Source organism: Mycolicibacterium lutetiense, from assembly GCF_017876775.1.
Classification (GTDB): Bacteria; Actinomycetota; Actinomycetes; order Mycobacteriales; family Mycobacteriaceae; genus Mycobacterium; species Mycobacterium lutetiense.
Window position 1 is genome coordinate 1,585,888 of the sequence record NZ_JAGIOP010000002.1, and the last position, 24,782, is coordinate 1,610,669.

The 24,782-nt window shown below is 66.0% G+C and carries 27 protein-coding genes; 25 read left to right on the top strand and 2 right to left on the bottom strand.

The window, feature by feature from the left end; translation table 11 throughout:
- Positions 1-13: 13 nt before the first annotated feature.
- A complete protein-coding gene (locus JOF57_RS16905) occupies positions 14-1,234 on the top strand; it encodes an acyl-CoA dehydrogenase family protein (RefSeq protein WP_209918337.1) in 1,221 nt (406 codons plus the stop codon).
- Between the two features lie 97 nt (positions 1,235-1,331).
- Here the strand turns inward: JOF57_RS16905 and JOF57_RS16910 are convergent, their stop codons facing one another.
- Positions 1,332-2,309 (bottom strand): esterase family protein, encoded by a 978-nt coding sequence (locus JOF57_RS16910; RefSeq protein ID WP_209918339.1) that lies wholly within the window; start codon positions 2,307-2,309, stop codon positions 1,332-1,334.
- Positions 2,310-2,784: 475 nt separating this feature from the next.
- On the opposite strand from JOF57_RS16910, the gene JOF57_RS16915 reads away from it, so the two are divergent.
- Both JOF57_RS16915 and JOF57_RS16920 read left to right on the top strand, forming a co-directional pair.
- Entirely contained in the window at positions 2,785-3,951 is a 1,167-nt protein-coding gene (locus JOF57_RS16915; protein ID WP_209918342.1) for an acyl-CoA dehydrogenase family protein, read from the top strand.
- A gap of 27 nt (positions 3,952-3,978) precedes the next feature.
- The gene (locus JOF57_RS16920) at positions 3,979-4,602 is read left to right on the top strand and encodes an NAD(P)H-dependent oxidoreductase (RefSeq protein WP_209918344.1); all 624 of its coding nucleotides are present in this window, start codon (positions 3,979-3,981) and stop codon (positions 4,600-4,602) included.
- Between the two features lie 7 nt (positions 4,603-4,609).
- On the opposite strand, the gene JOF57_RS16925 is transcribed toward JOF57_RS16920, so the two are convergent.
- Entirely contained in the window at positions 4,610-5,167 is a 558-nt protein-coding gene (locus tag JOF57_RS16925; protein ID WP_209918346.1) for a type 1 glutamine amidotransferase domain-containing protein, read from the bottom strand.
- Positions 5,168-5,342: 175 nt separating this feature from the next.
- Here JOF57_RS16925 and JOF57_RS16930 point away from each other — a divergent pair, with 175 nt between their 5' ends.
- The 22 genes from JOF57_RS16930 to nuoK all read left to right on the top strand — a co-directional run bounded on the left by JOF57_RS16930 (position 5,343) and on the right by nuoK (position 24,777).
- Positions 5,343-6,434 carry a homogentisate 1,2-dioxygenase gene (locus JOF57_RS16930; RefSeq protein ID WP_209918348.1) on the top strand — a complete coding sequence of 364 codons (1,092 nt, stop codon included), beginning with the start codon at positions 5,343-5,345 and terminating at the stop codon, positions 6,432-6,434.
- Positions 6,435-7,661, top strand: a complete 1,227-nt coding sequence (locus JOF57_RS16935) for an alpha/beta hydrolase family protein (RefSeq protein WP_209918351.1) — start codon at positions 6,435-6,437, stop codon at positions 7,659-7,661.
- The gene (locus JOF57_RS16940; RefSeq protein ID WP_209918353.1) at positions 7,658-8,860 is read left to right on the top strand and encodes a CaiB/BaiF CoA transferase family protein; all 1,203 of its coding nucleotides are present in this window, start codon (positions 7,658-7,660) and stop codon (positions 8,858-8,860) included. The genes JOF57_RS16935 and JOF57_RS16940 overlap by 4 nt, the downstream gene beginning before the upstream one ends.
- Before the next feature lies 1 nt (position 8,861).
- Positions 8,862-9,764: a hydroxymethylglutaryl-CoA lyase gene (locus JOF57_RS16945; protein ID WP_209918355.1), complete on the top strand. Its 903-nt coding sequence runs from the start codon at positions 8,862-8,864 to the stop codon at positions 9,762-9,764.
- 7 nt (positions 9,765-9,771) lie between these two features.
- Positions 9,772-10,383 carry a TetR/AcrR family transcriptional regulator gene (locus JOF57_RS16950; RefSeq protein WP_209918357.1) on the top strand — a complete coding sequence of 204 codons (612 nt, stop codon included), beginning with the start codon at positions 9,772-9,774 and terminating at the stop codon, positions 10,381-10,383.
- A 20-nt stretch (positions 10,384-10,403) separates the two neighbouring features.
- Positions 10,404-11,648 carry an acyl-CoA dehydrogenase family protein gene (locus JOF57_RS16955; protein ID WP_209918359.1) on the top strand — a complete coding sequence of 415 codons (1,245 nt, stop codon included), beginning with the start codon at positions 10,404-10,406 and terminating at the stop codon, positions 11,646-11,648.
- Positions 11,645-12,625, top strand: coding sequence for a phosphotransferase family protein (locus JOF57_RS16960; RefSeq protein ID WP_209918361.1), 981 nt, complete (start codon positions 11,645-11,647; stop codon positions 12,623-12,625). Before JOF57_RS16955 ends, JOF57_RS16960 begins: the two co-directional genes overlap by 4 nt.
- Complete coding sequence (locus JOF57_RS16965) at positions 12,586-12,984, top strand: DUF6285 domain-containing protein (protein WP_234938157.1); 399 nt, start codon at positions 12,586-12,588, stop codon at positions 12,982-12,984. Before JOF57_RS16960 ends, JOF57_RS16965 begins: the two co-directional genes overlap by 40 nt.
- Positions 12,984-13,373, top strand: coding sequence for a nuclear transport factor 2 family protein (locus JOF57_RS16970; protein ID WP_209918364.1), 390 nt, complete (start codon positions 12,984-12,986; stop codon positions 13,371-13,373). The genes JOF57_RS16965 and JOF57_RS16970 overlap by 1 nt, the downstream gene beginning before the upstream one ends.
- 27 nt (positions 13,374-13,400) lie before the next feature.
- A complete protein-coding gene (locus JOF57_RS16975; protein WP_209918365.1) occupies positions 13,401-13,916 on the top strand; it encodes a YceI family protein in 516 nt (171 codons plus the stop codon).
- A gap of 64 nt (positions 13,917-13,980) precedes the next feature.
- A complete protein-coding gene (locus tag JOF57_RS16980) occupies positions 13,981-14,379 on the top strand; it encodes an Rv3143 family two-component system response regulator (RefSeq protein WP_209918366.1) in 399 nt (132 codons plus the stop codon).
- Positions 14,380-14,551: 172 nt separating this feature from the next.
- The gene (locus JOF57_RS16985; protein ID WP_044516957.1) at positions 14,552-14,920 is read left to right on the top strand and encodes an NADH-quinone oxidoreductase subunit A; all 369 of its coding nucleotides are present in this window, start codon (positions 14,552-14,554) and stop codon (positions 14,918-14,920) included.
- Positions 14,911-15,465: a NuoB/complex I 20 kDa subunit family protein gene (locus JOF57_RS16990; RefSeq protein ID WP_209918367.1), complete on the top strand. Its 555-nt coding sequence runs from the start codon at positions 14,911-14,913 to the stop codon at positions 15,463-15,465. The genes JOF57_RS16985 and JOF57_RS16990 overlap by 10 nt, the downstream gene beginning before the upstream one ends.
- Positions 15,466-15,467: 2 nt before the next feature.
- Complete coding sequence (locus JOF57_RS16995) at positions 15,468-16,151, top strand: NADH-quinone oxidoreductase subunit C (RefSeq protein WP_209923444.1); 684 nt, start codon at positions 15,468-15,470, stop codon at positions 16,149-16,151.
- The gene (gene nuoD / locus JOF57_RS17000) at positions 16,151-17,455 is read left to right on the top strand and encodes an NADH dehydrogenase (quinone) subunit D (protein ID WP_209918368.1); all 1,305 of its coding nucleotides are present in this window, start codon (positions 16,151-16,153) and stop codon (positions 17,453-17,455) included. Before JOF57_RS16995 ends, nuoD begins: the two co-directional genes overlap by 1 nt.
- Before the next feature lie 28 nt (positions 17,456-17,483).
- On the top strand, positions 17,484-18,215 hold the full coding sequence (nuoE, locus tag JOF57_RS17005) for an NADH-quinone oxidoreductase subunit NuoE (protein ID WP_209918369.1): 732 nt from the start codon (positions 17,484-17,486) through the stop codon (positions 18,213-18,215).
- A complete protein-coding gene (gene nuoF / locus JOF57_RS17010) occupies positions 18,212-19,528 on the top strand; it encodes an NADH-quinone oxidoreductase subunit NuoF (RefSeq protein ID WP_209918370.1) in 1,317 nt (438 codons plus the stop codon). Before nuoE ends, nuoF begins: the two co-directional genes overlap by 4 nt.
- A 32-nt stretch (positions 19,529-19,560) precedes the next feature.
- Positions 19,561-21,948, top strand: coding sequence for an NADH-quinone oxidoreductase subunit G (locus tag JOF57_RS17015; protein ID WP_209918372.1), 2,388 nt, complete (start codon positions 19,561-19,563; stop codon positions 21,946-21,948).
- The gene (gene nuoH / locus JOF57_RS17020; protein ID WP_209918374.1) at positions 21,945-23,168 is read left to right on the top strand and encodes an NADH-quinone oxidoreductase subunit NuoH; all 1,224 of its coding nucleotides are present in this window, start codon (positions 21,945-21,947) and stop codon (positions 23,166-23,168) included. The genes JOF57_RS17015 and nuoH overlap by 4 nt, the downstream gene beginning before the upstream one ends.
- Positions 23,161-23,694 carry an NADH-quinone oxidoreductase subunit NuoI gene (gene nuoI / locus JOF57_RS17025; RefSeq protein ID WP_209918376.1) on the top strand — a complete coding sequence of 178 codons (534 nt, stop codon included), beginning with the start codon at positions 23,161-23,163 and terminating at the stop codon, positions 23,692-23,694. The genes nuoH and nuoI overlap by 8 nt, the downstream gene beginning before the upstream one ends.
- 17 nt (positions 23,695-23,711) lie before the next feature.
- Complete coding sequence (locus JOF57_RS17030; RefSeq protein ID WP_209923446.1) at positions 23,712-24,473, top strand: NADH-quinone oxidoreductase subunit J; 762 nt, start codon at positions 23,712-23,714, stop codon at positions 24,471-24,473.
- Between the two features lie 4 nt (positions 24,474-24,477).
- Complete coding sequence (nuoK, locus tag JOF57_RS17035) at positions 24,478-24,777, top strand: NADH-quinone oxidoreductase subunit NuoK (RefSeq protein ID WP_209918378.1); 300 nt, start codon at positions 24,478-24,480, stop codon at positions 24,775-24,777.
- The last annotated feature ends 5 nt before the right edge of the window (positions 24,778-24,782 follow it).

A 24,782-nucleotide genomic window follows, 5' to 3' on the forward strand; every position in this document is an offset into this window, starting at 1 on the left:
TGAAAGACTAATCATGGCAATCAATCTGGAAATGCCCCGCAAGCTCCAGGCGGTCATCGAAAAGGGCCACCAGGGCGCCGCCGAGATGCTTCGCCCGATCTCGCGCAAGTACGACCTCGCCGAGCACGCCTACCCCGTCGAGCTGGACACGCTGGCCACGCTCTTCGAAGGCATGTCGGCAGCCAAGACGATCTCGTTCGCGGGTGCCGATGCGTTCCGCGACGACGCCAACGCCAAGGGCGACAAGACCACCGTCAACGGTGCCAACATGTCCGCGCTGCTCAACGCACTGGAGGTCAGCTGGGGCGATGTCGCCCTGCTGCTGTCGGTGCCGCGCCAGGGCCTGGGCAACGCCGCCATCTCCTCGGTGGCCACCCCTGAACAACTCGACCGTCTGGGCAAGGACGTGTGGGCCTCGATGGCCATCACCGAGCCGTCTTTCGGGTCGGATTCGGCGGCTGTGACCACGACCGCGGTGCTCGACGGCGACGAGTACGTGATCAACGGCGAGAAGATCTTCGTCACCGCGGGTTCCCGCGCATCCCACATCGTGGTGTGGGCAACCCTGGACAAGTCGTTGGGCCGGGCGGCCATCAAGTCGTTCATCGTGCCGCGCGAGCATCCCGGGGTCACCGTCGAGCGCCTGGAACACAAGCTGGGCATCAAGGCGTCCGACACCGCGGTGATCCGCTTCGAGAACGCCCGCATCCCCAAGGACAACCTCCTGGGCGACCCGGAGATCCACGTGGAGAAGGGTTTTGCCGGGGTCATGGAGACCTTCGACAACACCCGGCCGATCGTGGCGGCCATGGCGGTTGGTATCGCCCGCGCCGCACTGGAGGATTTGCGCGTGATCCTCACCGACGCCGGTATCGAGATCTCCTACGACAAGCCCGCCTATGCCCAGAGCGCCGCGGCCGCGGAGTTCCTGCGGATGGAGGCCGACTGGGAGGCCGGCTACCTGTTGACGGTGCGCTCGGCATGGCAGGCTGACAACAACATCCCCAACTCCAAGGAAGCCTCGATGGGCAAGGCCAAGGCCGCCCGGGTGGCCAGCGACATCACCCTCAAGGCCGTCGAAATGGCAGGCACCACCGGCTATTCCGAGCAGACCCTGCTGGAGAAGTGGGCCCGCGACTCGAAGATCCTCGACATCTTCGAAGGCACGCAGCAGATCCAGCAGCTGGTGGTCGCCCGCCGCCTGCTGGGGCTGTCCTCGGCCGAGCTGAAGTAGCCGCGGCTTCCTGCCGCACGTGGACTGACCCACACATAGCGAAATCGCCCAGAACACCAAGTGTTCTGGGCGATTTCGTTATCGCGTGTTGTTCGGCTTAGCCGAGCACCCGCTGCAGGTCGGGAACCATGGCCTGCAACTCCGCGCCCCAGTAGGCCCAGTTGTGGGTACCGGATGCCGGGAAGTTGAACACACCGTTGGTGCCGCCCGCGGCGATGTAGTTGTCCTGGAACTGCTTGTTGGTCTTGATGGTCAGGCCTTCGAGGAAGGTGGCAGGCAGGTCGCCGCCGCCCAGCTCGTTGGGCTGGCCGTTACCGCAGTAGATCCAGAGCCGGGTGTTGTTGGCAACCAGCGTGGGGATCTGCACCATCGGGTCGTTGCGCTTCCAGCCGCTGTTCGGGTCCTCGGTCGGGCCCCACATGTCGTTGGCTTTGTAGCCACCGGCGTCACCCATGGAGATGTTGATCAGGAACGGCCACCAGCCCTCGGAGGGGTTCAGGAAGCCCGACATCGAACCGGCGTAGATGAACCGGTCAGGGTGGTAGGTCGCGAGGATGAGCGCTGCGGAGCCGGCCATCGACAGGCCGATCGCAGCATTGCCGTTCGCCGCGACGTCGCGGTTCGCGGCCAGCCACTGGGGCAGCTCGCTGGTCAGGAAGGTCTCCCACTTGTACGTGGTGCAACCGGCCTTTCCGCAGGCCTGGTTGTACCAGTCGGCGTAGAAGCTGGACTGACCACCGACGGGCATGACCACCGACAGACCGCTGTTGAGGAACATCTCGAACGCGTTGGTGTTGATGTCCCAGCCGTTGAAGTCGTCCTGCGCCCGCAGGCCGTCGAGCAGGTACACCGCGTGCGAACCGGGCCCACCGCTCTGGAACTGAATCTTGATGTCGCGGCCCATCGACGGCGACGGGACCATCAGGTACTCCACCGGCAGACCAGGCCGGGAGAAGGCTCCCGCGGTTGCCGACCCGCCGGTCACGCCGATCAAGCCAGGCAGCATCAGGGCTGCCACAGCCGCCACCGTCATGCGGCGTGCCCAATGGCCACGAATCTTGTCAATGAAGGTCATACTGCGAATCCATCCGTCTTCCGGGTCAATTGCGCCCTTTTGCGCTACCAGCGATCAACATCGCCATGCGACACCACAACGATCGACTCGCTGTGTCGTCACGCCCGCTCCCAACGCCCGGACGTCTCAGAAGACGCAGCAGAGCGGACCAAAAGAATTCAGTTGTTGCGACATGAGTAAAGCACGCGTCCACGACAGGGGAAAACCCGCGGCACGCCGCCGAACTGCACATCTGCCGATGTCAAAAAGTGATTTCGACTTTATCTATTGCCCGGCGGTAGGCGATCTACCTGGGGAAACAGCGCGATAATCCCGACCGTGCGGGTGACGTTCGATGAACACCGATGCGCATCTGTTCACAACTGGTGTCCGGAGGGTTATCTGATCGTCGCCAACTGGTTTTCAAATTGCCGGGCCGAGCCTTTCGGAGTGACCCCGAGAGGGCCATACAAAAAAGTATGGTAACTTTTCGGCCATGACCTCGACCTCTACCGCGGACTGCGTCATCACCGACGAATTCGTCACCCGACTGGCCGAGCGAGCCGGTGAAGCCGAGGAGCAGCGCCGGCTGCCCGATGCGACGGTGACCGAGCTCGTCGACTCCGGTTTCACCGAGCTCCTGGTACCCGCCCGATACGGCGGTCAGCAGGCTGATTTCCCGGCGATCCTGGATCCGGTACGCCGGATGGCCCACGGCTGCACGTCGAGCGCCTGGACCATCGGCTTCCTGGCCCTGCACAACTGGATGCTCTCGTTGTTCGGCGAGCAGGCGCAGGAGGAGGCGTTCGCAAACCGCCCGTTCCTGGCCCCGGCCCCACTCGCACCGACCGGGCGCGGCCTGCCCACCGACGGCGGTGTGCGCCTGAGCGGCCGGTGGTCCTGGGCCACCGGCATCATGCACGGGAACTGGATCATCGTCGCCGCGCTGTGTGGACCCGACGAAGCGCTGTATCCGGCACTGGCGCTGCTGCCGATCAGCGATGTGACCGTGGCCGACGTGTGGCACACCGACGGCATGCGGGCCACCGGCTCCAACGACGCCATCGCCACCGATGTCTTCGTCCCGGAGCACCGACTGGTGAAAGTGCTCGACATCTATTCCGGTACCGCCCCGGGCGCCGGATTGCACGACAGCAGCACCTACCGCTGGCCGATGGTGCCCGCGCTGGCCCTGCTGGCGGCGATGCCTGCCCTCGGCAGCGCCGAGCGGGTCACCGAGATCTACGCACAGCGCCTCGGCGAGCGCGTGCTGCCCTATGAAGGCGTCATGCAGAAGGACAAGCCGATCGCACAGGCCCATCTGGCCGGGGCTCAGGTGCGGGTGCGCGCGCTACGCGCCCTGCTGGCCGACACCGTCGGTGAGATCGAGGCCATCGTTGCGTCCGGCGATTCGGTGGACAAACCGGTGCGCGCCCAGGCCCGGCTGTCGGCCGCGCACATCGTCAGCGAGTCCAAGGCGGTGATCGCCGACCTGCTGGGCGCGGGCGGTGCGAGCATCCATTTCCTGTCCAGCCCGTTGCAGCGGTTCAAGCGCGATGTCGACGTGCTGTCCGGACACGTGGTGTTCGACTACGACACCAGCCGCGAATTGGCCGGTGCGTTGGCGCTGGGGATGAAGATCCCCCGTACGTCCATGATCTGACTGAGCTGATCTGACCGAAAGGATCTGATGCGGACCCTGTGGATCGAGGCCAGCCCGAAAGGGGACGACGCGTTGTCCTCACAATTGGCGCAGGCCTATCTGGCTGCCGCCGACGAGGTCGGCGAGGTGGAGCGGTTCTCGGTGTGGGACGACGACGTGCTGCGGTTCGGTCGCGATGCGGCGATCGCGAAGTTCGCGCAGCTGTTCGGCGAGCCGATCACCGAGGACCAGCACTCCGTCTGGCAGCAGGTACTCGCCGAGATCGAGCGGGTGCGTGGATTCGACCGCCTGGTGGTGTCCTCCCCCATGTGGAACTGGCATGTTCCGCATGCGCTCAAGGCGTGGATCGACATCATCGTGCAACCGGTCGCCAGCTTCACCCTCAACGAGCGCGGTGAACATGTGGGCACCCTCGGTGCGGGAAAACCCTTGCAGCTGCTGCTGACCCGCAGCAGCGCGTACGACGGGCGTCATCCCGAACTGCAGGATTTCCAGAAGCCGTATCTGGAGTACGTGTTCGGGATGCTGGGCTACCGCGTCGAGACCCTGGTGGTGGAGCCCACGACCAGGTGGACTCCTGCCGAGCGGGAACAGATGCGCAGTGAGGCCGTTGACCGAGCGCGCGCGGCAGCCCATGCCTCCGGGGCCTGAGCGGCGCTCAGGTCTGCGCCGGAGTACATGCCAGTGCCTCGGTGATCGCCTCGCAGAACGCGGGCAGATCGCCGGGGGCGCGGCTGGTGATCAGGTTGCCGTCGACGCAGACCTGCCGATCCACCACGGTGGCACCGGCGTTGCCGAGATCCGTGCGGATACTCGGATAGCCGGTCACCGTGCGGCCGCGCACCACGTCGGCCTCCACCAGGGTCCACGGACCGTGGCAGATCGCCGCGACCGGCTTGCCCGACCGGACAAAATCGCGGACGAAGGCCACCGCAGTCTTGTCGAGCCTCAATTTGTCCGGGTTCACCGTGCCCCCCGGCAGGATCAGCGCATCGAACTGATCGACCTTCGCCTCGGCGACCGTGCGGTCCACTGGAAAGGTGCCTGCGGGCTCGAGGTCGTGATCGCGAGCCTGGATCTCCCCGGCCTTCAGCGACAGCAGCTCGACGTGCCCACCCTCCTTCTCGACGGCGGTGCGCGGTTGTTCGAGTTCAATGCGCTCCACACCATCGGCGGCGAGGATCCCGACCCTGCGGCCTTCCAATTCCTTTCTCATGAGAGTCCTTTCGTTGACACCGACGGGCAGCAATGAGCTTGGGCGCCCACTGCAGGACTACCCGCGGAGGTCGGCGGCAAAACGCTGAAGATCACCGTCCCGCCACTCTTGTCAGTAGCCGTAACAAAAAGTAAAGTCACTTTCAGTTTTCGCCCCGCGTCTTCAGGAGTCGAACATGGAATCATTCGTCCACCTGCGTAAAGGCAAGACCCCCAAACGGGTACATGCCGATCTCGATGGCCTCAAGGACGACGAGCTGGGCCGCGGGGGCTTTGTCGGGCGCACCGCGAACATGTACCGGCGCAATGACCCCACGGCCTACCGCACCGTCGGCCCCCTGCGCCCCACCGACGTCTTGTCCAGTGAGCTCAAGCCCAGCGACGCCACCGACCCACAGGGCGGCCCGCTGCTGATGTTCTCCAACGCCGACTGCCAGGTGCTGCTGAGCCGACGGTCCGAGGCGATGCCGTTCTTCGTCCGTTACGTCGACGGCGACCTGCTGGTGTTCGTCCACAAGGGATCGGGCCTACTGGAGACCGAGTTCGGCCCACTGCGCTACCGCGAGGGCGACTGGGTCTACCTGCCCAAGGCGTGCACGTTCCGCCAGGTGCCCGATGCCGAGAGCACTTTCCTCATTATCCAGGCCACCGACGATTTCCGGGTTCCACCGGCCGGGACCCTGGGCCGCCACTTCCCGTTCGACCCGGCCCAGGTCACCATCCCCGAGCCACAGCCGATCGACGATGACGGGCGGGACGAGTACGAGGTTCGCCTCATTCATGACGGTGGTCCGACTTCGCTTTTCTACCAACACAATCCCCTCGACGTGGAAGGCTGGCGGGGCGACAACTTCCCCTTCACCTTCAATATCGAGGACTACACCGTCATCACCTCCGAGAGCGTGCACCTGCCACCGACCGTGCACCTCTTCATGCAGGCCACCGGCGTATACGTGATGAACTTCCTACCCAAGCCCGCCGAGAGCGTGCCCGGCACCGAACGCACCCCGTGGTACCACCGCAACGTCGACTACGACGAGATCGCCTTCTTCCACGGCGGGACGCTGTACGGCATCCCGATGCCGCCCGGCCTGGTTTCCCATGCACCGCAAGGGGTTCACCACGGCGCGCCGGAGAAGGCCCGGGAACGGGCCCGCCGCAAGTTCGACGACTACGACCGGGTCGACTGGTCGGTGATCGCCATCGACACCCGTCGCCGTCTCATCCCGTCCGCCGAAATCCTCGCCAACGATTTGGGGCAGCACTAGATGACAACCACCGAAGCACCTGTCAAGCACGAATACAACCGCATCCCGTATCTGGTTGCCTACCAAAACAACTCATCGGTTCGCGATGTATACGGCGGCGTGGCCGAGCTGGTGGTTCTTGAGAGCTATCTGCTCAAGCCGAAGGACAAGCCATCCGATACGGTCCTGGTGTTCATGCATCCCATCGGCGGCGGCGCGTACCTGCCGATGATCAATGCACTGGCCCGCGCCGGACACCATGTCATCTACTGCAACAGTCGGTTCCGCGGCACCGACTCGGCACTGCTGATGGAGAAGGTGGTCGAGGATCTGGGCGAGTGCATCAAGGACGCCAAGAACCGACTGGGCTATGACAAGGTGGTGCTGGCCGGATGGAGCGGCGGCGGTTCGCTGTCGGTGTTCTACCAGCAGCAGGCGCAGAACCCGACGGTGACGGCGAGCCCCTCCGGGGACGGGCCCGATCTGACCAAGCTCGGACTGATCCCCGCCGACGGCATCATGCTGCTGGCTGCGCACATCAGCCGCCACGGCACCATGACCGAATGGATGGACGCCTCCATCCTCGACGAGAACGATCCGTCCAATCGGGATCCGGAACTCGACCTCTACAACCCGGATAATCCCAACCAGCCGCCGTACACGCCGGAGTTCCTCGAGCGTTACCACCAGGCCCAGATCGCCCGCAATCGGCGAATCACTTTGTGGGTCAAAGAGAAGTTGGCCGAGCTGAGAGCGGCCGGACGGCCCGATGACGAGTTCGGGTTCGTGGTGCACGGCACCATGGCCGACCCCCGCTGGCTGGATCCCACGGTCGATCCGAATGATCGCGCCCCCGGCACCTGCTATCTGGGCGATCCTGAGGTGGTGAACAACTCCCCCGTCGGCCTGGCGCGGTTCTGCACGCTGCGCAGTTGGCTGTCGCAATGGAGCTACGACGACGCCAATGGCGATGCGGTCAAGGCCGGCCCCGACATCGCCGTACCCGCCCTGGTGATCGGCAACCTCGCCGACGACGCCTGCACGCCCAGTCACACCCGCAGGCTGTTTGAGGCGATCGGCCATCCCGACAAGGAGATGCACGAGATCCCCGGCGCCAACCACTACTACTCGGGCCCGGATCAGCGCGGCACATTGCGGCAAGCTGTCGGGGTGTGCACCGATTGGCTGCACCGGCACGGATTCGGCGGGCAGGAGCGAAGCGACCGGGGATTGGACGAGTCACTGTGACGACTGGGCCATTGGACGGCATCCGGGTGATCGAACTCGGCACCCTGATCTCGGGCCCGTTCGCCGGCCGCCTACTGGGCGACATGGGCGCCGAGGTCATCAAGATCGAACTGCCGGCCACGCCGGATCCATTACGCACCTGGGGACAGGCCGAACTCGACGGGCACCACTTCTTCTGGACCGTGCACGCCCGCAACAAGAAGGCCGTCACCCTGGACCTTCGCACCGCCAAGGGCCGGGATCTTTTCCTCGAGCTGGTCGAGCAGTCCGACATCATCGTCGAGAACTTCCGACCCGGCACCCTGGAGAAGTGGAACCTGGGCTACGAGGTTCTGCGCGAACGTAATAAGGGCATCATCCTGGTGCGGGTGTCCGGGTACGGGCAGACCGGGCCGGACGCCGGCAAGGCCGGCTATGCCTCGGTGGCCGAGGCGTCCAGCGGGCTGCGACACATGAACGGATTCCCGGGCGGTCCCCCACCTCGCCTGGCCCTGTCGCTGGGCGACAGCCTGGCCGGCATGTTCGCCGCCCAGGGCGCCCTGGCCGCCCTGTACCGGCGCACCGTCACCGGCGAGGGCCAGATCGTCGACACCGCGCTGACCGAAAGTTGCCTGGCGATACAGGAATCCACCATCCCCGACTACGACATCGGCGGCGTGGTGCGGGGGCCGTCGGGCACGCGGCTGGAAGGCATTGCGCCGTCGAACATCTACCAGAGCGCCAACGGCAGCTGGGTGGTGATCGCGGCCAACCAGGACACCGTGTTCCGCCGGTTGTGCGCCGCGATGGACAGCCCGGAGCTGGCGACCGACGATCGATTCGCCGATCACGTCGCCCGCGGCCGCAATCAGGACGAGCTGGACAAGATCATCGGCGATTGGGCGGCCAAGCGGCAGCCGGAGGACATCATCGAAACCCTGTCGCAGGCCGGTGTGATCAGCGGGCCGATCAACACCGTGGCCGAGGTCATGCAGGATCCGCAACTGCAGGCCCGCGGCATGCTCGCCGACCACTGGGACGAGCGGGTGCAGCGCAACGTCAAGGGCCCCGGCGTCGTCCCCGTGCTCTCCGAGTCACCCGGCACGATCCGCAACGCCGGCTCGGCTCGGCCGGGCCAGCACAACGACGAGGTGTACGGCGGCCTGCTCGGACGCAGTGCACACGACCTGGAAACCCTGCGCGCCGAGGGGGTGCTGTGAGATGAACCTGCCCACAAAGGTCGACATCCGCGAGGTGTGTCTGCGGGACGGCCTCCAGATCGAGACGCCGATCCCGTTGTCCGCCAAGGTCGCGATCCTCGAAGCCATCGTCGCCACCGGAGTGCGGGAGGTGGAGGCGACGGCTTTCGTCTCCCCCTCGAAAGTGCCTGCCCTGGCCGACGCGGCCGAACTCGCCGAAGAGCTGCGCCGATTTCCGGACGTGGAGTTCTCCGCGCTGGTCGCCAGCCCCAACGGCGCCAAACGCGCCATCGCCGCGGGCCTACGTTCCATCGAATACGTGGTGTCCGCGTCGGATGCCCACTCCCACGCCAATGTCGGACGTACCTCGGCGGAGGCCACCGCACAGATCGCCGACATCGTGGCCATCGCGGCCGACAGCGGTACCTCGGTCGAGGTGATCATCGCCACCGCGTGGGATTGCCCGTTCGACGGTCCGACCGATCCGCAGAGGGTGCTCGACATCGCCTCGGCCGCGGTCGGTTCCGGCGTCAACCGGATCGCCATCGCCGACACCATCGGCACCACCACCCCACGCCGGGTGAGCTCGTTGATCGCGCAGGTCCGGCCGCTGACCGGTGACCTGCCACTGGGCGCGCACTTTCACAACACCCGCGGCGCCGGCCTGGCCAGCGCTTACGCGGCCGTACAGTCCGGGGTCACCCGCCTCGACGCGTCGGTCGGCGGATTGGGCGGCTGCCCGTTCGCCCCCGGCGCGAGCGGCAACATCGCCACCGAAGATCTGGTCTACATGTTGCGCGACAGCGATATCGCCGTCGACATCGACCTGCCCGCCGCGATCCTCGCCGCACGCGTCGCACAGGAGGCCGTGGGCCACGAGCTTCCCAGCGCGCTGCTGCGCGCCGGCGACCGGATCTTGAACTGAGACGTCGATGACCGCTGCCGAGCTGGGTACGAAAGGCCGCCAGACGCGCGCAGCGATCGAGCTCGCCGCGCGGAAACTTTTTGCCGAGAGGGGTTTTCACGGCACCACCCTGTCGGACATCACCTCGGCCGCGGGCAAGAGTCCGGCGGTGTTCTACCGGTATTTCACCGACAAGGAGGATCTGCTGGCGGCCTTGGCCGAATCCTTCCTGTACGAGGTTGTCGAGCCGTCCGGGCTGAACCTGCACCTGCCGGATTCCCCGGAGGACACCGAGTTCTTCACCACCGTGGTCACCGGCTACTGGAACATCTTCAAACAGAACATCGGCATCATGATCGCGGTCGCCCAACTGGCCGCCACCCAACAGCGATTCACCGATATGCAGAACAAGTTCCGCCGGTTCGGCATCGACATCGTCATCGCTTCGGTGCACCACGCGCAGGACCAGGGTCACGCCCAGGGACTACAACCAGAACACGTGGCGGCGGCCATCGCCCTGCTGTTCGAGAACTTCACCACGGTATTCGTCGGCCAATCGGGGCTCGGCATCGAGATCAACGATGCCGAAGCCATCACCACCCTGTCCACAATCTGGAAGAAGACCCTGTACGGCTTCTGATCCGAGAAAGAGAGATCGCAGTGGATTTCGCTTTGCCCGAACATCTTTCAACTGTGCTTGCCGAGATGGACGAGTTCATCGAGGCCGAGATCAAGCCGCTTGAGCGCGAGCACATGCAGTACTTCGACCAGCGCCGCGAATACGCCCGCACCGACTGGGAGAACGGCGGGGTGCCCGCCCGGGCCTGGGAGGATCTGCTCGACGAGATGCGCCGGCGTGCCGATGCCGCGGGCTGGCTCCGGTATGGGTTACCTGCCCGGTTCGGCGGGCGTGACGGCAGCAACCTGGACATGGCGGTGATCCGGGAACACCTGGCGCACAAGGGCCTCGGACTACACAACGATCTGCAGGACGAATCCTCGATCGTGGGCAACTTCCCGCAGGTGATCATGATGGACCGGTTCGGCACCGAGGCGCAGAAGGCCGAATGGGTGGAGGCGATGCTCACCGGTAGGCGCTCGATGGCATTCGGATTGACCGAGCCCGACCACGGTTCAGATGCCACCTGGCTGGAGACCACGGCGGTACCCGATGGGGACGGCTGGGTCATCAACGGCACCAAACGCTGGAACACCGGAGTACATCGGGCCACACACGATCTGATCTTCGCCCGCACCTCCGGCGAGCCCGGACAAGGTCGTGGCATCACCGCCTTCCTGGTGCCCACCGACTCGCCGGGATTCACCGTCCCGTTCTACTGGTGGACGTTCAACATGCCCACCGATCACGGCGAGGTGGAACTGAAGGACGTGCGCGTGCCGGCCGATGCGGTGCTCGGCGAGATCGACCTCGGTCTGGAGGTCGGGCAGACCTTCCTGCACGAAAACCGGATTCGTCAGGCCGCCAGCAGTCTGGGCGCCGCCCAGTTCTGCATCGACCGCGCCGTGGACTACGCCAACCGGCGCATGGTGTTCGGTAAGCCGCTGGCGGTGAACCAGGCCGTCCAGTGGCCGTTGGTGGAGCTGCAGACCGAGGCGCAGATGGTCCGGTTGCTGGTCCGTTATGCCGCGACGCAGCTGGACCAGAACCACCACATGGAGGTGTCCGACAAGGTCTCGATGGCCAACTACCGCGCCAACCGCCTGGTGTGCGAAGCCGCCGACCGTGCCATGCAGGTGCACGGCGGCATCGGCTACAGCCGTCACGAACCGTTCGAGCACATCTACCGGCACCACCGGCGTTACCGCATCACCGAAGGTGCCGAGGAGATCCAGATGCGCCGGGTGGCGCAGCGGCTGTTCGGTTTCGGCAAGGCCAAGCGGTGACGGAGGCCGGCCTGCTCACCTCCCGGCTGGTCGATGTCCTCACCCCGACGCTGGGCGACGGGATCGCCGTGGAGAACCTGCGCGAGCTGACCGGCGGAGCCAGCCGCACCACCTGGTCGTTCGACGCCGTCACGGACTCGGCTCGGCGCCCGCTGATCCTGCGGACCGGCGCCCCCGATGAGGTCCATGCCGGTATGGAACTGGAGGCCGGTGCCCAACGGGCGGCGGCACTGGCCGGAGCCCCGGTCCCCCACGTGCTGGTCGCCGACGATTCCGTTGCCTCGCTGGGCGATCCCTTCCTGATCTGTGACTTCATCGGTGGCGAGACCATCGTGCGGCGCATCCAGCGCACGCTCGACGATGACGGCCGGGCCCGGCTGCTGACCCAGTGCGCACAGGCGCTGGCCGCCATCCACCGGTCCTCACCGCCCGCTCTGCCCGGCCTCGTCGAGCTGGACCAGGTAGCCCAATGGCGTGAGCAACTCGATGAGATGGGCGATACCACAGCCACTTTCGAGTGGGTCTTTCGCTGGCTGGATGCCAACCGGCCGCCCGTGTCGCCGCTGCGGCTGGTGCATGGCGACTTCCGGATGGGCAACCTCATCGTCGACGACTCGGGCCTGGCCGCGGTACTGGACTGGGAGTTGGTGCACCTCGGCGAGGTGTATGAAGATCTGGCCTGGTTCTGCATCCGGGCCTGGCGGTTCGGGGCCCCGGCCGCCCTCGGGGCGGGCGGACTGGGCAGCATCGAGAGCTTTCTGGACGCCTACCAGGAAGCCGCCGGGCAGGAGCTGGACCGGTCGGCGATCCGCTGGTGGCTCGTACTCGCCACCCTGCGCTGGGGCGTCATCTGTCGCTACCAGGCCGAGCGGCATCTGAGCGGGCAGACCCGGTCGGTGGAGCTGGCAACCATCGGCCGTCGGGTGTGCGAAACCGAATGGGACCTGTTGTGTCTGCTGGACGGGAGCAGCTGGTGAGCAACCTGTACGGACGGCCGAGCGCAGCTGAACTCGTGGCCGCGGTCGCGGAGTTCCTCGACACCGAGGTACGTGAACACACCGCCGGAGCCGTGAGTTTTCACGCCCGCGTGGCGGCCAACGCCCTCCGCATCGTCGAACGCGAACTGCTGGCTGCCGACACCCCTGCTGCGGCTGCCGCCTCGTCTGAGGCCTTGACCGGCATCGGATTCACCGACGAGGCCGCGCTGGCGGCGGCAATCCGGGCCGGCGAACTCGACGACCGAGCCGATGACGTCACCGCCTGCCTGCAGGTCCTGGTACGTCAACGGCTTGCCGCCGCGCATCCGGGCTACGACGAACCCCGAGGAGGCCGATGATGTCCCCCACCCACACCCAGGTCATCGAGGACGTCGCGCACCGGCTGTTCGACGCGATCGAACGCGGAGACACCGCCGGCGTGGCCCGGCTGTGGGCCGATGACGTCGCGGTATGGCACAGCGGTGACTCCCGGGACAACAACCGCGCCCGTGCATTGAAGGTCATCGACTGGTTCATCGAGGCCACCGGCCAGCGCCGCTATGAAGTGCTGGACCGGCAGTTCTTCGACGGCGGATTTGTCCAGCAGCACGTCCTGCACGCCGGCGCACGGGACGGAGCATTGATCGCGTTACGGGTGTGCATCGTGATCAAAGTGGGTACGGACGGTCTGATCCACCGCATCGACGAATACTTCGATCCGAAGGACATCGCACCCTTGTTCACCTGACCTCGACCCGACGTATTTGGAGGTGCCATGGCCACACTCAGCGACATCCTGACCACACACGCGGGAAATTGGAACCTAGCCCCGGACCGGTCCCGGGTGACGTTCCGGAACAAGACGCTGTGGGGCCTCGCCACCGTCACCGGCCGGTTCACCGAGTTCACCGGTACGGGCCGGGCCGATGACGGGGTGACCGGCCGTGTGGTCATCGCGGCAGCGTCGGTGCGCACCGGAATCGGCAAGCGTGACGCCCATCTACGGTCGGCCGATTTTTTCGATGCCGAGGTTCATCCCGATATCACCGTGCAGGTGACAGGTTTGGATTCCTCGGACGGGAGCGCGCGATTGACGACGGTTCTGACCGTACGCGGCGTATCCCGAACCATCGAGTTGCCGGTCGATGTCGAGATTCTCGACGACGGTGCACTGCAGCTGTCCGGCCGGTGCGAGGTCCAACGAGACGACTTCGGCGTGTCGGGAGACCTGCTCGGGATGGTGGGTCCGACGACGGTCCTGTCGGGTGAACTCGTGTTCACGCGAGTCTGATGCCCCACAACAGAATTCGCTGAGTTGTCCGGCCAACGGCGTCGTGAGCAGTAGCATCGGCACCATGGCCGGCCCAGCGCCGCTGCGCATCCTGGTGTACAGCGACAACCCGCGCACCCGCGAGCAGGTACGACTCGCGCTGGGCAAACGCGTGCACCCCGAACTGCCGGACCTGGCATACGTGGAGATCGCGACCGCGCCGATGGTGATCTCACAGATGGACGCCGGGGGCATCGACCTGGCGATTCTCGACGGAGAGGCCACGCCGGCCGGGGGCATGGGGGTGGCCAAGCAGCTCAAGGACGAGATCACCGACTGCCCGCCGATCCTGGTGCTCACCGGGCGTCCCGATGATGCCTGGCTGGCTAGCTGGTCACAGGCGGAGGCCGCCGTGCCCCACCCGATCGATCCGATCCGGTTGAGTGACGCGGTGGTGTCGTTGCTGCGCGCTCCGGTCCAATAATTCTTCCCCGAATTACCCTGTTGCCGTTGACTTTCGCGGCATGGCTGTGGCCGCAGCGACACACTGCCCCGATATGAAACGATACTAACCAAAATATGTGGCGCAGGCCGCAAACCTCGCTAGGCTGTGGGTTAGCTCACATCGACAGCCCACCGAGGGAGCGATACGCGGCATGAATTTGTACACGCCCATCCTGGTTCTCGGAGCGATCGCGGCCGCGTTCGCCGTGGGTTCCGTGGGAATCGCGCTCGTCATCGGCCCACGCCGCTACAACCGGTCCAAACTTGAGGCCTACGAATGCGGTATCGAACCGATGCAGCCCGGGGCCGCCGGCGTGACGGGCCAGCGCATGCCGATCCGGTACTACCTGACGGCGATGTTGTTCATCGTGTTCGACATCGAAATCGTCTTCCTCTACCCGTGGGCGGTGGCATTCGACAGTCTCGGGCTGTTTGCGCTGGTGGAGATGTTGCTGTTCATGCTCACGGTGTTCGTGGCGTATGCCTATGTCTGGCGGCGAGGGGGCCTGAATTGGGATTAGAGGAGCGCCTGCCGGGTGGAATCCTGCTGTCGACGGTGGAGGCTGTCGCGGGCTACGCACGTAAGGGCTCGTTGTGGCCGGCGACCTTCGGCCTGGCCTGCTGCGCAATCGAGATGATGTCGACCGCCGGGCCGCGTTTCGACATCGCTCGGTTCGGCATGGAGCGGTTCTCCGCGACGCCGCGGCAGGCCGACCTGATGATCGTTGCGGGCCGGGTCAGCCAGAAGATGGCGCCGGTGCTGCGACAGATCTACGACCAGATGGCTGAACCGAAATGGGTGCTGGCCATGGGGGTTTGCGCTTCCTCCGGCGGCATGTTCAACAACTACGCGGTGGTCCAGGGTGTCGACCACGTGGTGCCGGTCGACATCTATCTGCCCGGCTGCCCACCGCGCCCGGAGATGCTCCTGCACGCAATCCTCAAGTTGCACGACAAAATTCAGCAGATGCCGCTCGGGGTCAACCGCGAGGAGGCGATCCGGGAGGCCGAGCAGGCAGCGCTGGCCGTCACACCGACCATCGAACTCAAAGGACTGCTGCGGTGAGCATGGCCGACGGGCCGGGCGGCGGCGACAGCCCCGAGGTGATCGGGACGCGCCGCGGCATGTTCGGCGCCTCGGGCACGGGCGACACCTCGGGATACGGCCGACTGGTGCGATCGGTGGAATTGCCCGGCAGCTCCCCCCGCCCCTACGGCCAGTACTTCGACGAGGTGGTGGACCGGCTCGCCGAAATCCTCGGCGAGGAACGCTATGCAGTGTCGATCGAGCGCGTGGTGGTGCATTGTGACGAGCTGACCCTGGAGGTCAGCCGGGTCCAACTGCCCGCGGTGGCCAGTGTCCTTCGCGATGATCCGCAATTGCGGTTCGAGCTGTGCCTGGGTGTGAGCGGGGTGCACTATCCCGACGACACCGACCGCGAACTGCACGCCGTCTACCCGCTGATGTCGATCACCCACAACCGCCGGATCCGGCTGGAAGTCGCAGCGCCCGATGCGGATCCGCACATGCCGTCGCTGTTCACGGTCTATCCGACCACCGACTGGCACGAACGTGAGACCTACGACTTCTTCGGAATCGTGTTCGACGGACACCCGGCGTTGACCCGGATCGAGATGCCCGACGACTGGGTCGGCCATCCCCAGCGCAAGGACTATCCGCTGGGCGGCATTCCGGTCGAATACCACGGCGCGCAGATCCCGCCACCCGATCAGCGGAGGTCCTACAACTGATGAGTACCGAATCTCCCGTCGTGGTGGTCGGCGGACAGGACTGGGACGACGTGGTGGCCGCGGCCCGCGAGCATGCCGGTGAACGCATCGTGGTGAACATGGGCCCCCAGCATCCGTCGACCCACGGGGTGCTGCGGCTGATCCTGGAGATCGAGGGCGAAATCATCACCGAAGCCCGTTGCGGCATCGGCTATCTGCACACCGGCATCGAGAAGAACCTGGAATACCGCAACTGGACGCAGGGCGTCACGTTCGTCACCCGGATGGACTACCTCTCACCGTTCTTCAATGAGACCGCCTACTGCCTGGGCGTGGAGAAGCTGCTCGGTGTCACCGACGATATTCCCCAGCGCGCCAGCATCATCCGGGTGATGCTCATGGAGCTCAACCGGATTTCCTCGCACCTGGTGGCGCTGGCCACCGGCGGCATGGAGTTAGGTGCGATGTCGGCCATGTTTTATGGGTTCCGGGAGCGCGAAGAGATTCTGCGGGTCTTCGAGTCGATCACCGGCCTGCGGATGAACCATGCCTACATCCGGCCGGGTGGGCTGGCCGCCGACCTGCCTGACGGCGCGCTGAGCGAGGTTCGGGCGCTGCTCGATCAGCTGCCGAAAGGCCTGCAGGACTTGGAGGATCTGCTCAATGAGAACTACATCTGGAAGGCCCGCACCGTCGGTGTCGGGTATCTCGACCTGACCGGATGCATGGCGCTGGGGATCACCGGACCGGTGTTGCGCTCCACCGGGCTTCCCCACGACCTGCGTCGCGCACAACCGTACTGCGGCTATGAGGACTACGAATTCGATGTCATCACCGATGATCGCTGCGACTCCTACGGCCGGTACATCATCCGGGTAAAGGAGATGCGGGAGTCGATCAAGATCGTCGAACAGTGCGTCGAGCGACTTGAGAAGTTCGGCCCCGGCCCCGTGATGATCGCCGACAAGAAGCTGGCCTGGCCGGCCGATCTCAAGGTGGGCCCAGACGGGTTGGGCAACTCCCCCGAACACATCGCCAAGATCATGGGCCAGTCGATGGAGGGGCTGATCCATCACTTCAAGCTCGTCACCGAGGGCATCCGGGTTCCGGCCGGGCAGGTGTACGTCGCGGTGGAATCCCCGCGCGGTGAGCTCGGAGTGCACATGGTGTCCGATGGCGGCACCCGGCCCTACCGGGTGCACTACCGCGACCCCTCGTTCACGAATCTTCAAGCGGTGGCGGCGATGTGCGAGGGCGGCATGGTCGCCGATGCCATTGCCGCGGTGGCGTCGATCGATCCGGTCATGGGCGGTGTTGACCGATGAGCGCTTGCGCGAAGAGGAGACAGCACGGATGAGTGACGTATTCATTCAGCTGGGGCAACGCCCCGATGAAGCGGGCCCGCCGATCAACGGGCCCGCGGCATATCCGGATGAGGTGACGGCGCGGCTCACCGCCGAGGCCGGGCAGATCACCGCCCGCTACCCCGATGCCCGTTCCGCCCTATTGCCGTTGCTACACCTGGTGCAGGCCGAGGACAGTTGCCTCACGCCGGCCGGGATCGGTTTCTGCGCAACCTTGTTGGGCCTCACCGACGCCGAGGTCACCGCGGTGGCCACGTTCTACTCGATGTACCGGCGCACCCCGACCGGCGACTACCTCGTCGGGGTGTGCACCAACACGTTGTGCGCGATCATGGGCGGCGACGCGATCCTGGACGCGCTGCAGGAGCACCTGGGCATCCACGCCGGGGACACCACAGCCGATCGCCGGGTCACGCTCGAACACATCGAGTGCAATGCGGCGTGCGACTACGCGCCGGTGGTGATGGTCAACTGGGAGTTCTACGACAACCAGACCCTTTCGTCGGCACGGGATCTCGTCGACGGCCTGCGCGGCGGAACGCCACCGGCCCCGACCCGCGGGGCACCACTGTGCACCTTCCGTGAAACCGCCCGCACCCTGGCCGGTCTGACCAATCCGCATACCCCGGGAGGCGCCCCCGGCACGGCCACGCTGGCCGGCCTGCGGGAAGCCCGGAAACGCGGGATGTCCACTCCCGAAGTGGGAGGTCCGATCTCGTGACGGCGCTGACCCCGGTACTGAGCCGATTCTGGGACGAACCGGAACCATGGACGCTGGACACCTACCTCCGCCATGACGGTTACCGGGGGCTGCAGCGCGCGCTGGCGATGGGGCCGGACGACGTGATTGCGTTGGTGAAGGATTCCGGGCTGCGCGGACGCGGCGGCGCGGGATTCCCGACCGGAACCAAGTGGTCGTTCATCCCGCAAGGCGATGACGGCGCCGGGGCCAAGCCGCACTACCTCGTAGTCAACGCCGACGAATCGGAACCCGGGACGTGCAAGGACATTCCCCTCCTGCTGACCACGCCGCACTTCCTGATCGAAGGCATCATCATCGCGGCCTATGCGATCCGGGCGCGCCACGCGTTCATCTACGTCCGCGGCGAGGTGGCGCCGGTGTTGCGCCGCCTGCACGCCGCGGTCGCCGAGGCATATGCGGCCGGATACCTGGGCACCGACATCCTCGGCTCCGGATTCGACCTGGAACTGACCGTGCACGCCGGAGCGGGCGCCTACATCTGCGGCGAGGAAACCGCGCTGCTGGACTCCCTGGAGGGCCGCCGCGGCCAACCGCGGCTACGCCCACCGTTTCCCGCGGTCGCAGGTCTGTACGCATGCCCGACCGTGGTCAACAATGTCGAGTCCATCGCCAGTGTCCCGCCGATCCTGGTCAACGGGGTGGACTGGTTCCGGTCGATGGGATCGGAGAAATCCCCTGGCTTCACGCTGTATTCGCTGTCGGGCCACGTCAACCGGCCCGGCCAGTACGAGGCGCCACTGGGCATCACCCTGCGGGAGCTGCTCGACTACGCCGGCGGCGTCCGCGACGGGCACACCCTGAAATTCTGGACGCCGGGCGGTTCGTCGACACCACTGCTCACAGCTGAACACATCGACGTACCACTGGATTACGAGGGCATGGCCTCCGTCGGCTCCATGCTCGGCACCAAGGCGCTGCAGATCTTCGACGAGACCACCTGCGTGGTGCGGGCCGTCCGGCGCTGGACTCAGTTCTACGCCCACGAATCGTGTGGCAAGTGCACACCGTGCCGGGAAGGCACCTACTGGCTGGCCCAGATCTATGCCCGACTGGAGACCGGAGCAGGTGGGCAGGACGATATCGACAAGCTGCTGGATATCGCCGATACCGTATTCGGAAAGTCGTTCTGCGCGTTGGGTGATGGTGCCGCCACACCCGTGATGTCGTCGATCAGGCTGTTCCGCGACGAGTACGTGGCGCACCTGGACGGCGGGTGCCCGTTCGACCCGCACGCCTCGACATTGATGGCGACCGAAGGGGCGGGTGCGTAGATGTTTCTCACCGCGAGGAGAGAGGGGCGCGCATGACGCTGGCCGAGCCGACCAAGGACACCCCGCCGGTGGAGATGGTGTCGCTCACCATCGACGGCGAACAGATCAGCGTCCCCAAGGGCACGTTGGTGATCCGCGCCGCCGAACTGATGGGTATCCAGATCCCCCGGTTCTGCGATCACCCGCTGCTCGATCCGGTCGGGGCCTGCCGGCAGTGCCTCGTCGATGTCGAGGGCCAGCGCAAACCGATGGCCTCGTGTACCACCACGGTCAGCCCGGACATGGCGGTCCACACCCAGTACAGTTCCGAAGCCGCCGACAAAGCCCAGCGCGGCGTGATGGAACTACTGCTGATCAACCACCCGCTGGACTGCCCGATCTGCGACAAGGGCGGCGAATGTCCGCTGCAGAACCAGGCAATGTCCAACGGGCGCCCGGAGACCCGGTTCGAGGACGTCAAGCGGACCTTCCCGAAGCCGATCAACATCTCCGCTCAGGTCCTCCTGGATCGCGAGCGGTGCGTGCTGTGCGCCCGCTGCACCCGGTTCTCCGCACAGATCGCAGGCGACCCGTTCATCGAACTGTTGGAACGTGGTGCGCTGCAACAGGTGGGCATCGCCTCAGAGGAGCCGCTCCAGTCCTACTTCTCCGGCAACACCGTGCAGATCTGCCCGGTGGGGGCACTGACCGGGACGGCCTACCGCTTCCGAGCCCGGCCCTTCGATCTGGTGTCCAGCCCCAGCGCGTGTGAACACTGCGCATCCGGATGTGCCCAGCGCACCGACCACCGCCGCGGAAAAGTATTGCGGCGCTTGGCCGGTGACGACCCCGAGATCAACGAGGAGTGGAACTGCGACAAGGGCCGGTGGGCCTTCACCTACGCCACGGTCGGCGACCGGATCACCACACCGCTGATTCGCGAGGACGGCACGCTGCGACCGGCATCGTGGTCGGAGGCCCTGACCGTCGCCGGGGCAGGCCTGCTGGCCGCCGGATCGAACACCGGGGTGCTGGTGGGCGGGCGCTGCACCGTGCAGGACGCCTACGCCTACTCGAAATTCGCCCGGATGGTGCTGGGTACCAACGACATCGACTTCCGCGCCCGGCCGCACTCCGGTGAGGAGGCCGAATTCCTGGCCGCCCACGTCGCCGGGCGACCGATGACATTGCGCTACGCCGAACTGGAAAAGGCGCCGACCGTTCTGCTGGTCGGGTTCGAGCCAGAAGAGGAATCCCCGATCGTCTTCCTGCGGCTACGCAAGGCCGCCCGCAAGAACGGCCAGCAGGTGCTCGCCGTCGCACCGTTCGCGAGCCGCGGGCTGACCAAGATGGCCGGCACGCTCATCGCGACAGTCCCCGGGGGCGAGGCGGACACCTTGGCCGCACTGGAGACCGATGAACGGCTGCGGCGCCCGGGGGCCGTGATCCTGGTCGGTGAACGACTGGCCAGCGCACCCGGTGCACTGTCGGCCGCACTCCGTCTTGCCACCGCGACCGGGGCCCGGTTGGCCTGGATCCCGCGCCGGGCCGGTGAGCGCGGCGCCGTGGAGGTCGGCGCCCTGCCGAACCTTCTGCCCGGCGGGCGTCCCGTGACCGACGCCGACGCGCGGGCCCAGACCGCCGCGGTCTGGAACACCGCCGAACTGCCCGGCAACACCGGCCGCGATACCAACGCCATCCTGGCCGCCGCCGCCGACGGAGAACTCTCCGCGCTGCTGGTCGGCGGCGTCGAGATCACCGATCTCCCCGACCCCGCCACGGCGCTGGCCGCGCTGCGGGCCACCCCGTTCGTGGTGAGTCTCGAACTGCGCGAGAGCGAGGTCACCGAACTGGCCGATGTGGTGTTCCCCGTGGCACCCGTGGTGGAGAAGGGTGGCGCATATATCAACTGGGAAGGCCGGATTCGCCCGTTCACCCCGGCGTTGCAGACCAACGCGATCCCCGACCTGCGGGTGCTGCATTATCTGGCCGACGAGATCGGCGTCGACCTCGGCCTGACCGGACCCGACGCCGCCGACGGCGAACTGGCGCGGCTCGGCTCCTGGACCGGGCCTCGCGCCGCGGAGCCGTCGGAGACACCCGAACCACCGCCCGCCCCCGGACCCGGACAGGCGGTGCTGGCCAGCTGGCGTCTGCTGCTGGACGCCGGACGCCTGCAGGACGGCGAACCCCATCTGGCCGGCACCGCGGTCAGCCCGGTGGTTCGGCTCTCCCCCGGCACCGCGGCCGAACTCGGGGTGGCAGCAGGAGATCCGGTGACCGTGAGCACCGACCACGGATCGGTCACGCTGCCGCTTTCGGTCACCGAGATGCCCGACCGGGTGGTGTGGCTGCCCACCAATTCCCCCGGATCGGCGATCCACCGTCAACTCAGGGTGACCGCGGGTGCCCTGGTTGCGATCGGGCAGGCCACCTCATGACCTACCCCGACCCCACCCTGTTCGGCCACGACCCGTGGTGGCTGATCCTGGCCAAGGCCCTCGGGGTGTTCGTCTTCCTGCTGCTGACCGTGCTCGCGGCGATCCTGATCGAACGGAAGGTACTGGGCCGCATGCAGATGCGGCCCGGACCCAACCGCGTCGGCCCCTGGGGCCTGCTGCAGTCATTGGCCGACGGTGTGAAACTCGCCCTCAAGGAAGGCCTCACCCCCGCGGGCGTGGACAAGCCGCTGTACCTCCTGGCCCCGGTGATCGCGGTGATCCCCGCATTCATGGCGTTCGCGGTAATCCCGATGGGCGGCGAGGTGTCGGTGTTCGGTCACCGCACCGCACTGCAACTGACCGATCTCCCCGTGGCGGTGCTCTACATCCTGGCCGTCACCTCGATCGGGGTGTACGGCATCGTGTTGGCCGGCTGGTCGTCGGGATCCGTCTACCCGCTGCTGGGCGGCCTGCGGTCCAGCGCCCAGGTGATCTCCTACGAGGTCGCGATGGCCCTGTCGTTCGCCACGGTCTTCCTCTATGCGGGCACCATGTCCACCTCGGGCATCGTCGCAGCACAGGACCGCACCTGGTACGTCTTCCTGCTGCTGCCGTCGTTCGTGGTGTACGTGACCTCCATGGTCGGCGAAACCAACCGTGCGCCTTTCGATCTGCCCGAGGCCGAGGGCGAGCTCGTCGGCGGGTTCCACACCGAATACTCGTCGCTGAAGTTCGCCATGTTCATGCTTGCCGAATACGTCAACATGACCACCGTCTCCGCGCTTGCCACCACGATGTTTCTCGGCGGTTGGCATGCGCCGTTCCCGTTCAACCTGATCGAGGGCGCCAACAGCGGCTGGTGGCCCCTGCTGTGGTTCACCGCCAAGGTGTGGACGTTCATGTTCCTCTATTTCTGGCTTCGGGCCACACTGCCCCGGATGCGCTACGACCAGTTCATGGCATTGGGCTGGAAGGTGCTCATCCCCGTGTCACTGGTCTGGATCATGATCGTCGCGGTCACCCACAGCCTGCGCGAGCACGGTTACCACAACTGGGCCACGAGTCTGGTGACCACGGCAGTCGTGTTGGTGGCCGTGCTGGCCATCGCATTGTGGAAGACACTGCGGGGCAAAACCGTACAGCCGATACCGCAGCAGAGCGCTGGGGCCTACCCGGTGCCGCCGCTGCCGAAAGCGGGAAAGGAGGCGGTCGATGTCTAAGAGGCCCAAGTTCCTCGATGCCCTCGCCGGATTCGCGGTCACGTTCGGCTCGATGTTCAAAAAGCCGATCACCGAGGAGTATCCGGAGAAGCCGGGACCGGTGGCGCCGCGCTATCACGGCCGGCATCAACTCAACCGTTACCCCGACGGCCTGGAGAAGTGCATCGGCTGCGAATTGTGTGCGTGGGCCTGCCCAGCCGATGCCATCTTCGTCGAAGGCGCCGACAACACTGCCGATGAACGCTTCTCGCCTGGCGAACGCTACGGGCGCGTGTACCAGATCAACTACCTCCGCTGCATCGGATGCGGATTGTGCATCGAGGCCTGCCCGACGCGTGCCCTGACCATGACCAACCAATACGAGATGGCCGACGACAATCGGGCAGATCTGATCTGGGGCAAGGACAAACTGCTTGCTCCGCTGGAACCCGGCATGCAGCCGCCGCCGCATGACATGGCACCCGGCAGCACCGACGACGACTACTACCTCGGCCGGATCAACCCGCACCCGCAGGATGCCCAGTGAGTCCGGACGTCGTCGTGCTGGCCGAGCACATTTCGTGGCTCGCCGCCGAAACCGGGGCCCGCACGTCGACATCGGAGGCGGTCCTGTTCTGGATCCTCGGTACCGTCGCGGTGCTCGGCGCGATCGGGGTGGTGGCCGCCCCGAAAGCGGTGTACTCCGCGGTGTTCTTGGCCTCCACCATGATCGCGCTTGCGGTGCTCTACATCGCCCAGGACGCCCTGTTCCTCGGCGTCGTTCAGGTGGTGGTCTACACCGGCGCGGTGATGATGCTGTTCCTGTTCGTGCTGATGCTCATCGGCGTCGACCTGTCCGAATCGCTCGCCGAAACGATACGCGGCCAACGTCTTGCGACACTCGCGGTCGGTACCGGGTTCGGCATCCTGTTGATCGCCGGGATCGGCAGCGTGTCTGTCAGCGGATTCACCGGGCTGGCCCAAGCCAACAGCGGCGGCAACGTGGAAGGTCTGGCCGCCCTGATCTTCGTCCGGTACCTGTGGGCATTCGAATTGACCAGCACACTCCTCATCACCGCGGCACTGGGCGCAATGGTGCTCGCACACCGGGAACGCTTCGAGCACCGCAAGACCCAGCGCGAGCGGGCCGAGGAACGGTTCCAGGCCGGAGGCCATCCGACCCCGTTGCCCAATCCCGGGGTCTACGCACGGCACAACGCGGTCGATGTCCCGGCACGGCTACCCGACGGCTCCGATGCGGCGTTGTCGGTCAGCGCGATACTTCCGCGACGCACGGTCAATGACCCGGCGGACTCGAAGGGGTGATGCGGTGAATCCCGATAACTACCTGTACCTGTCGGTGCTGTTGTTCACGATCGGCGCCTCCGGAGTGCTGTTGCGGCGCAACGCCATGGTCATGTTCATGTGCGTCGAGCTCATGCTGAATGCGGCCAACCTGGCGTTCGTGGCGTTCTCCCGCATGCACGGTCAGCTCGACGGCCAGGTGGTGGCGTTCTTCACCATGGTGGTCGCCGCGTGCGAGGTGGTCGTGGGCCTGGCCATCATCATGACCATCTTCCGTACCCGCCATTCGGCCTCGGTCGACGCCGCCAGCCTGCTGAAGCACTAAGGGCA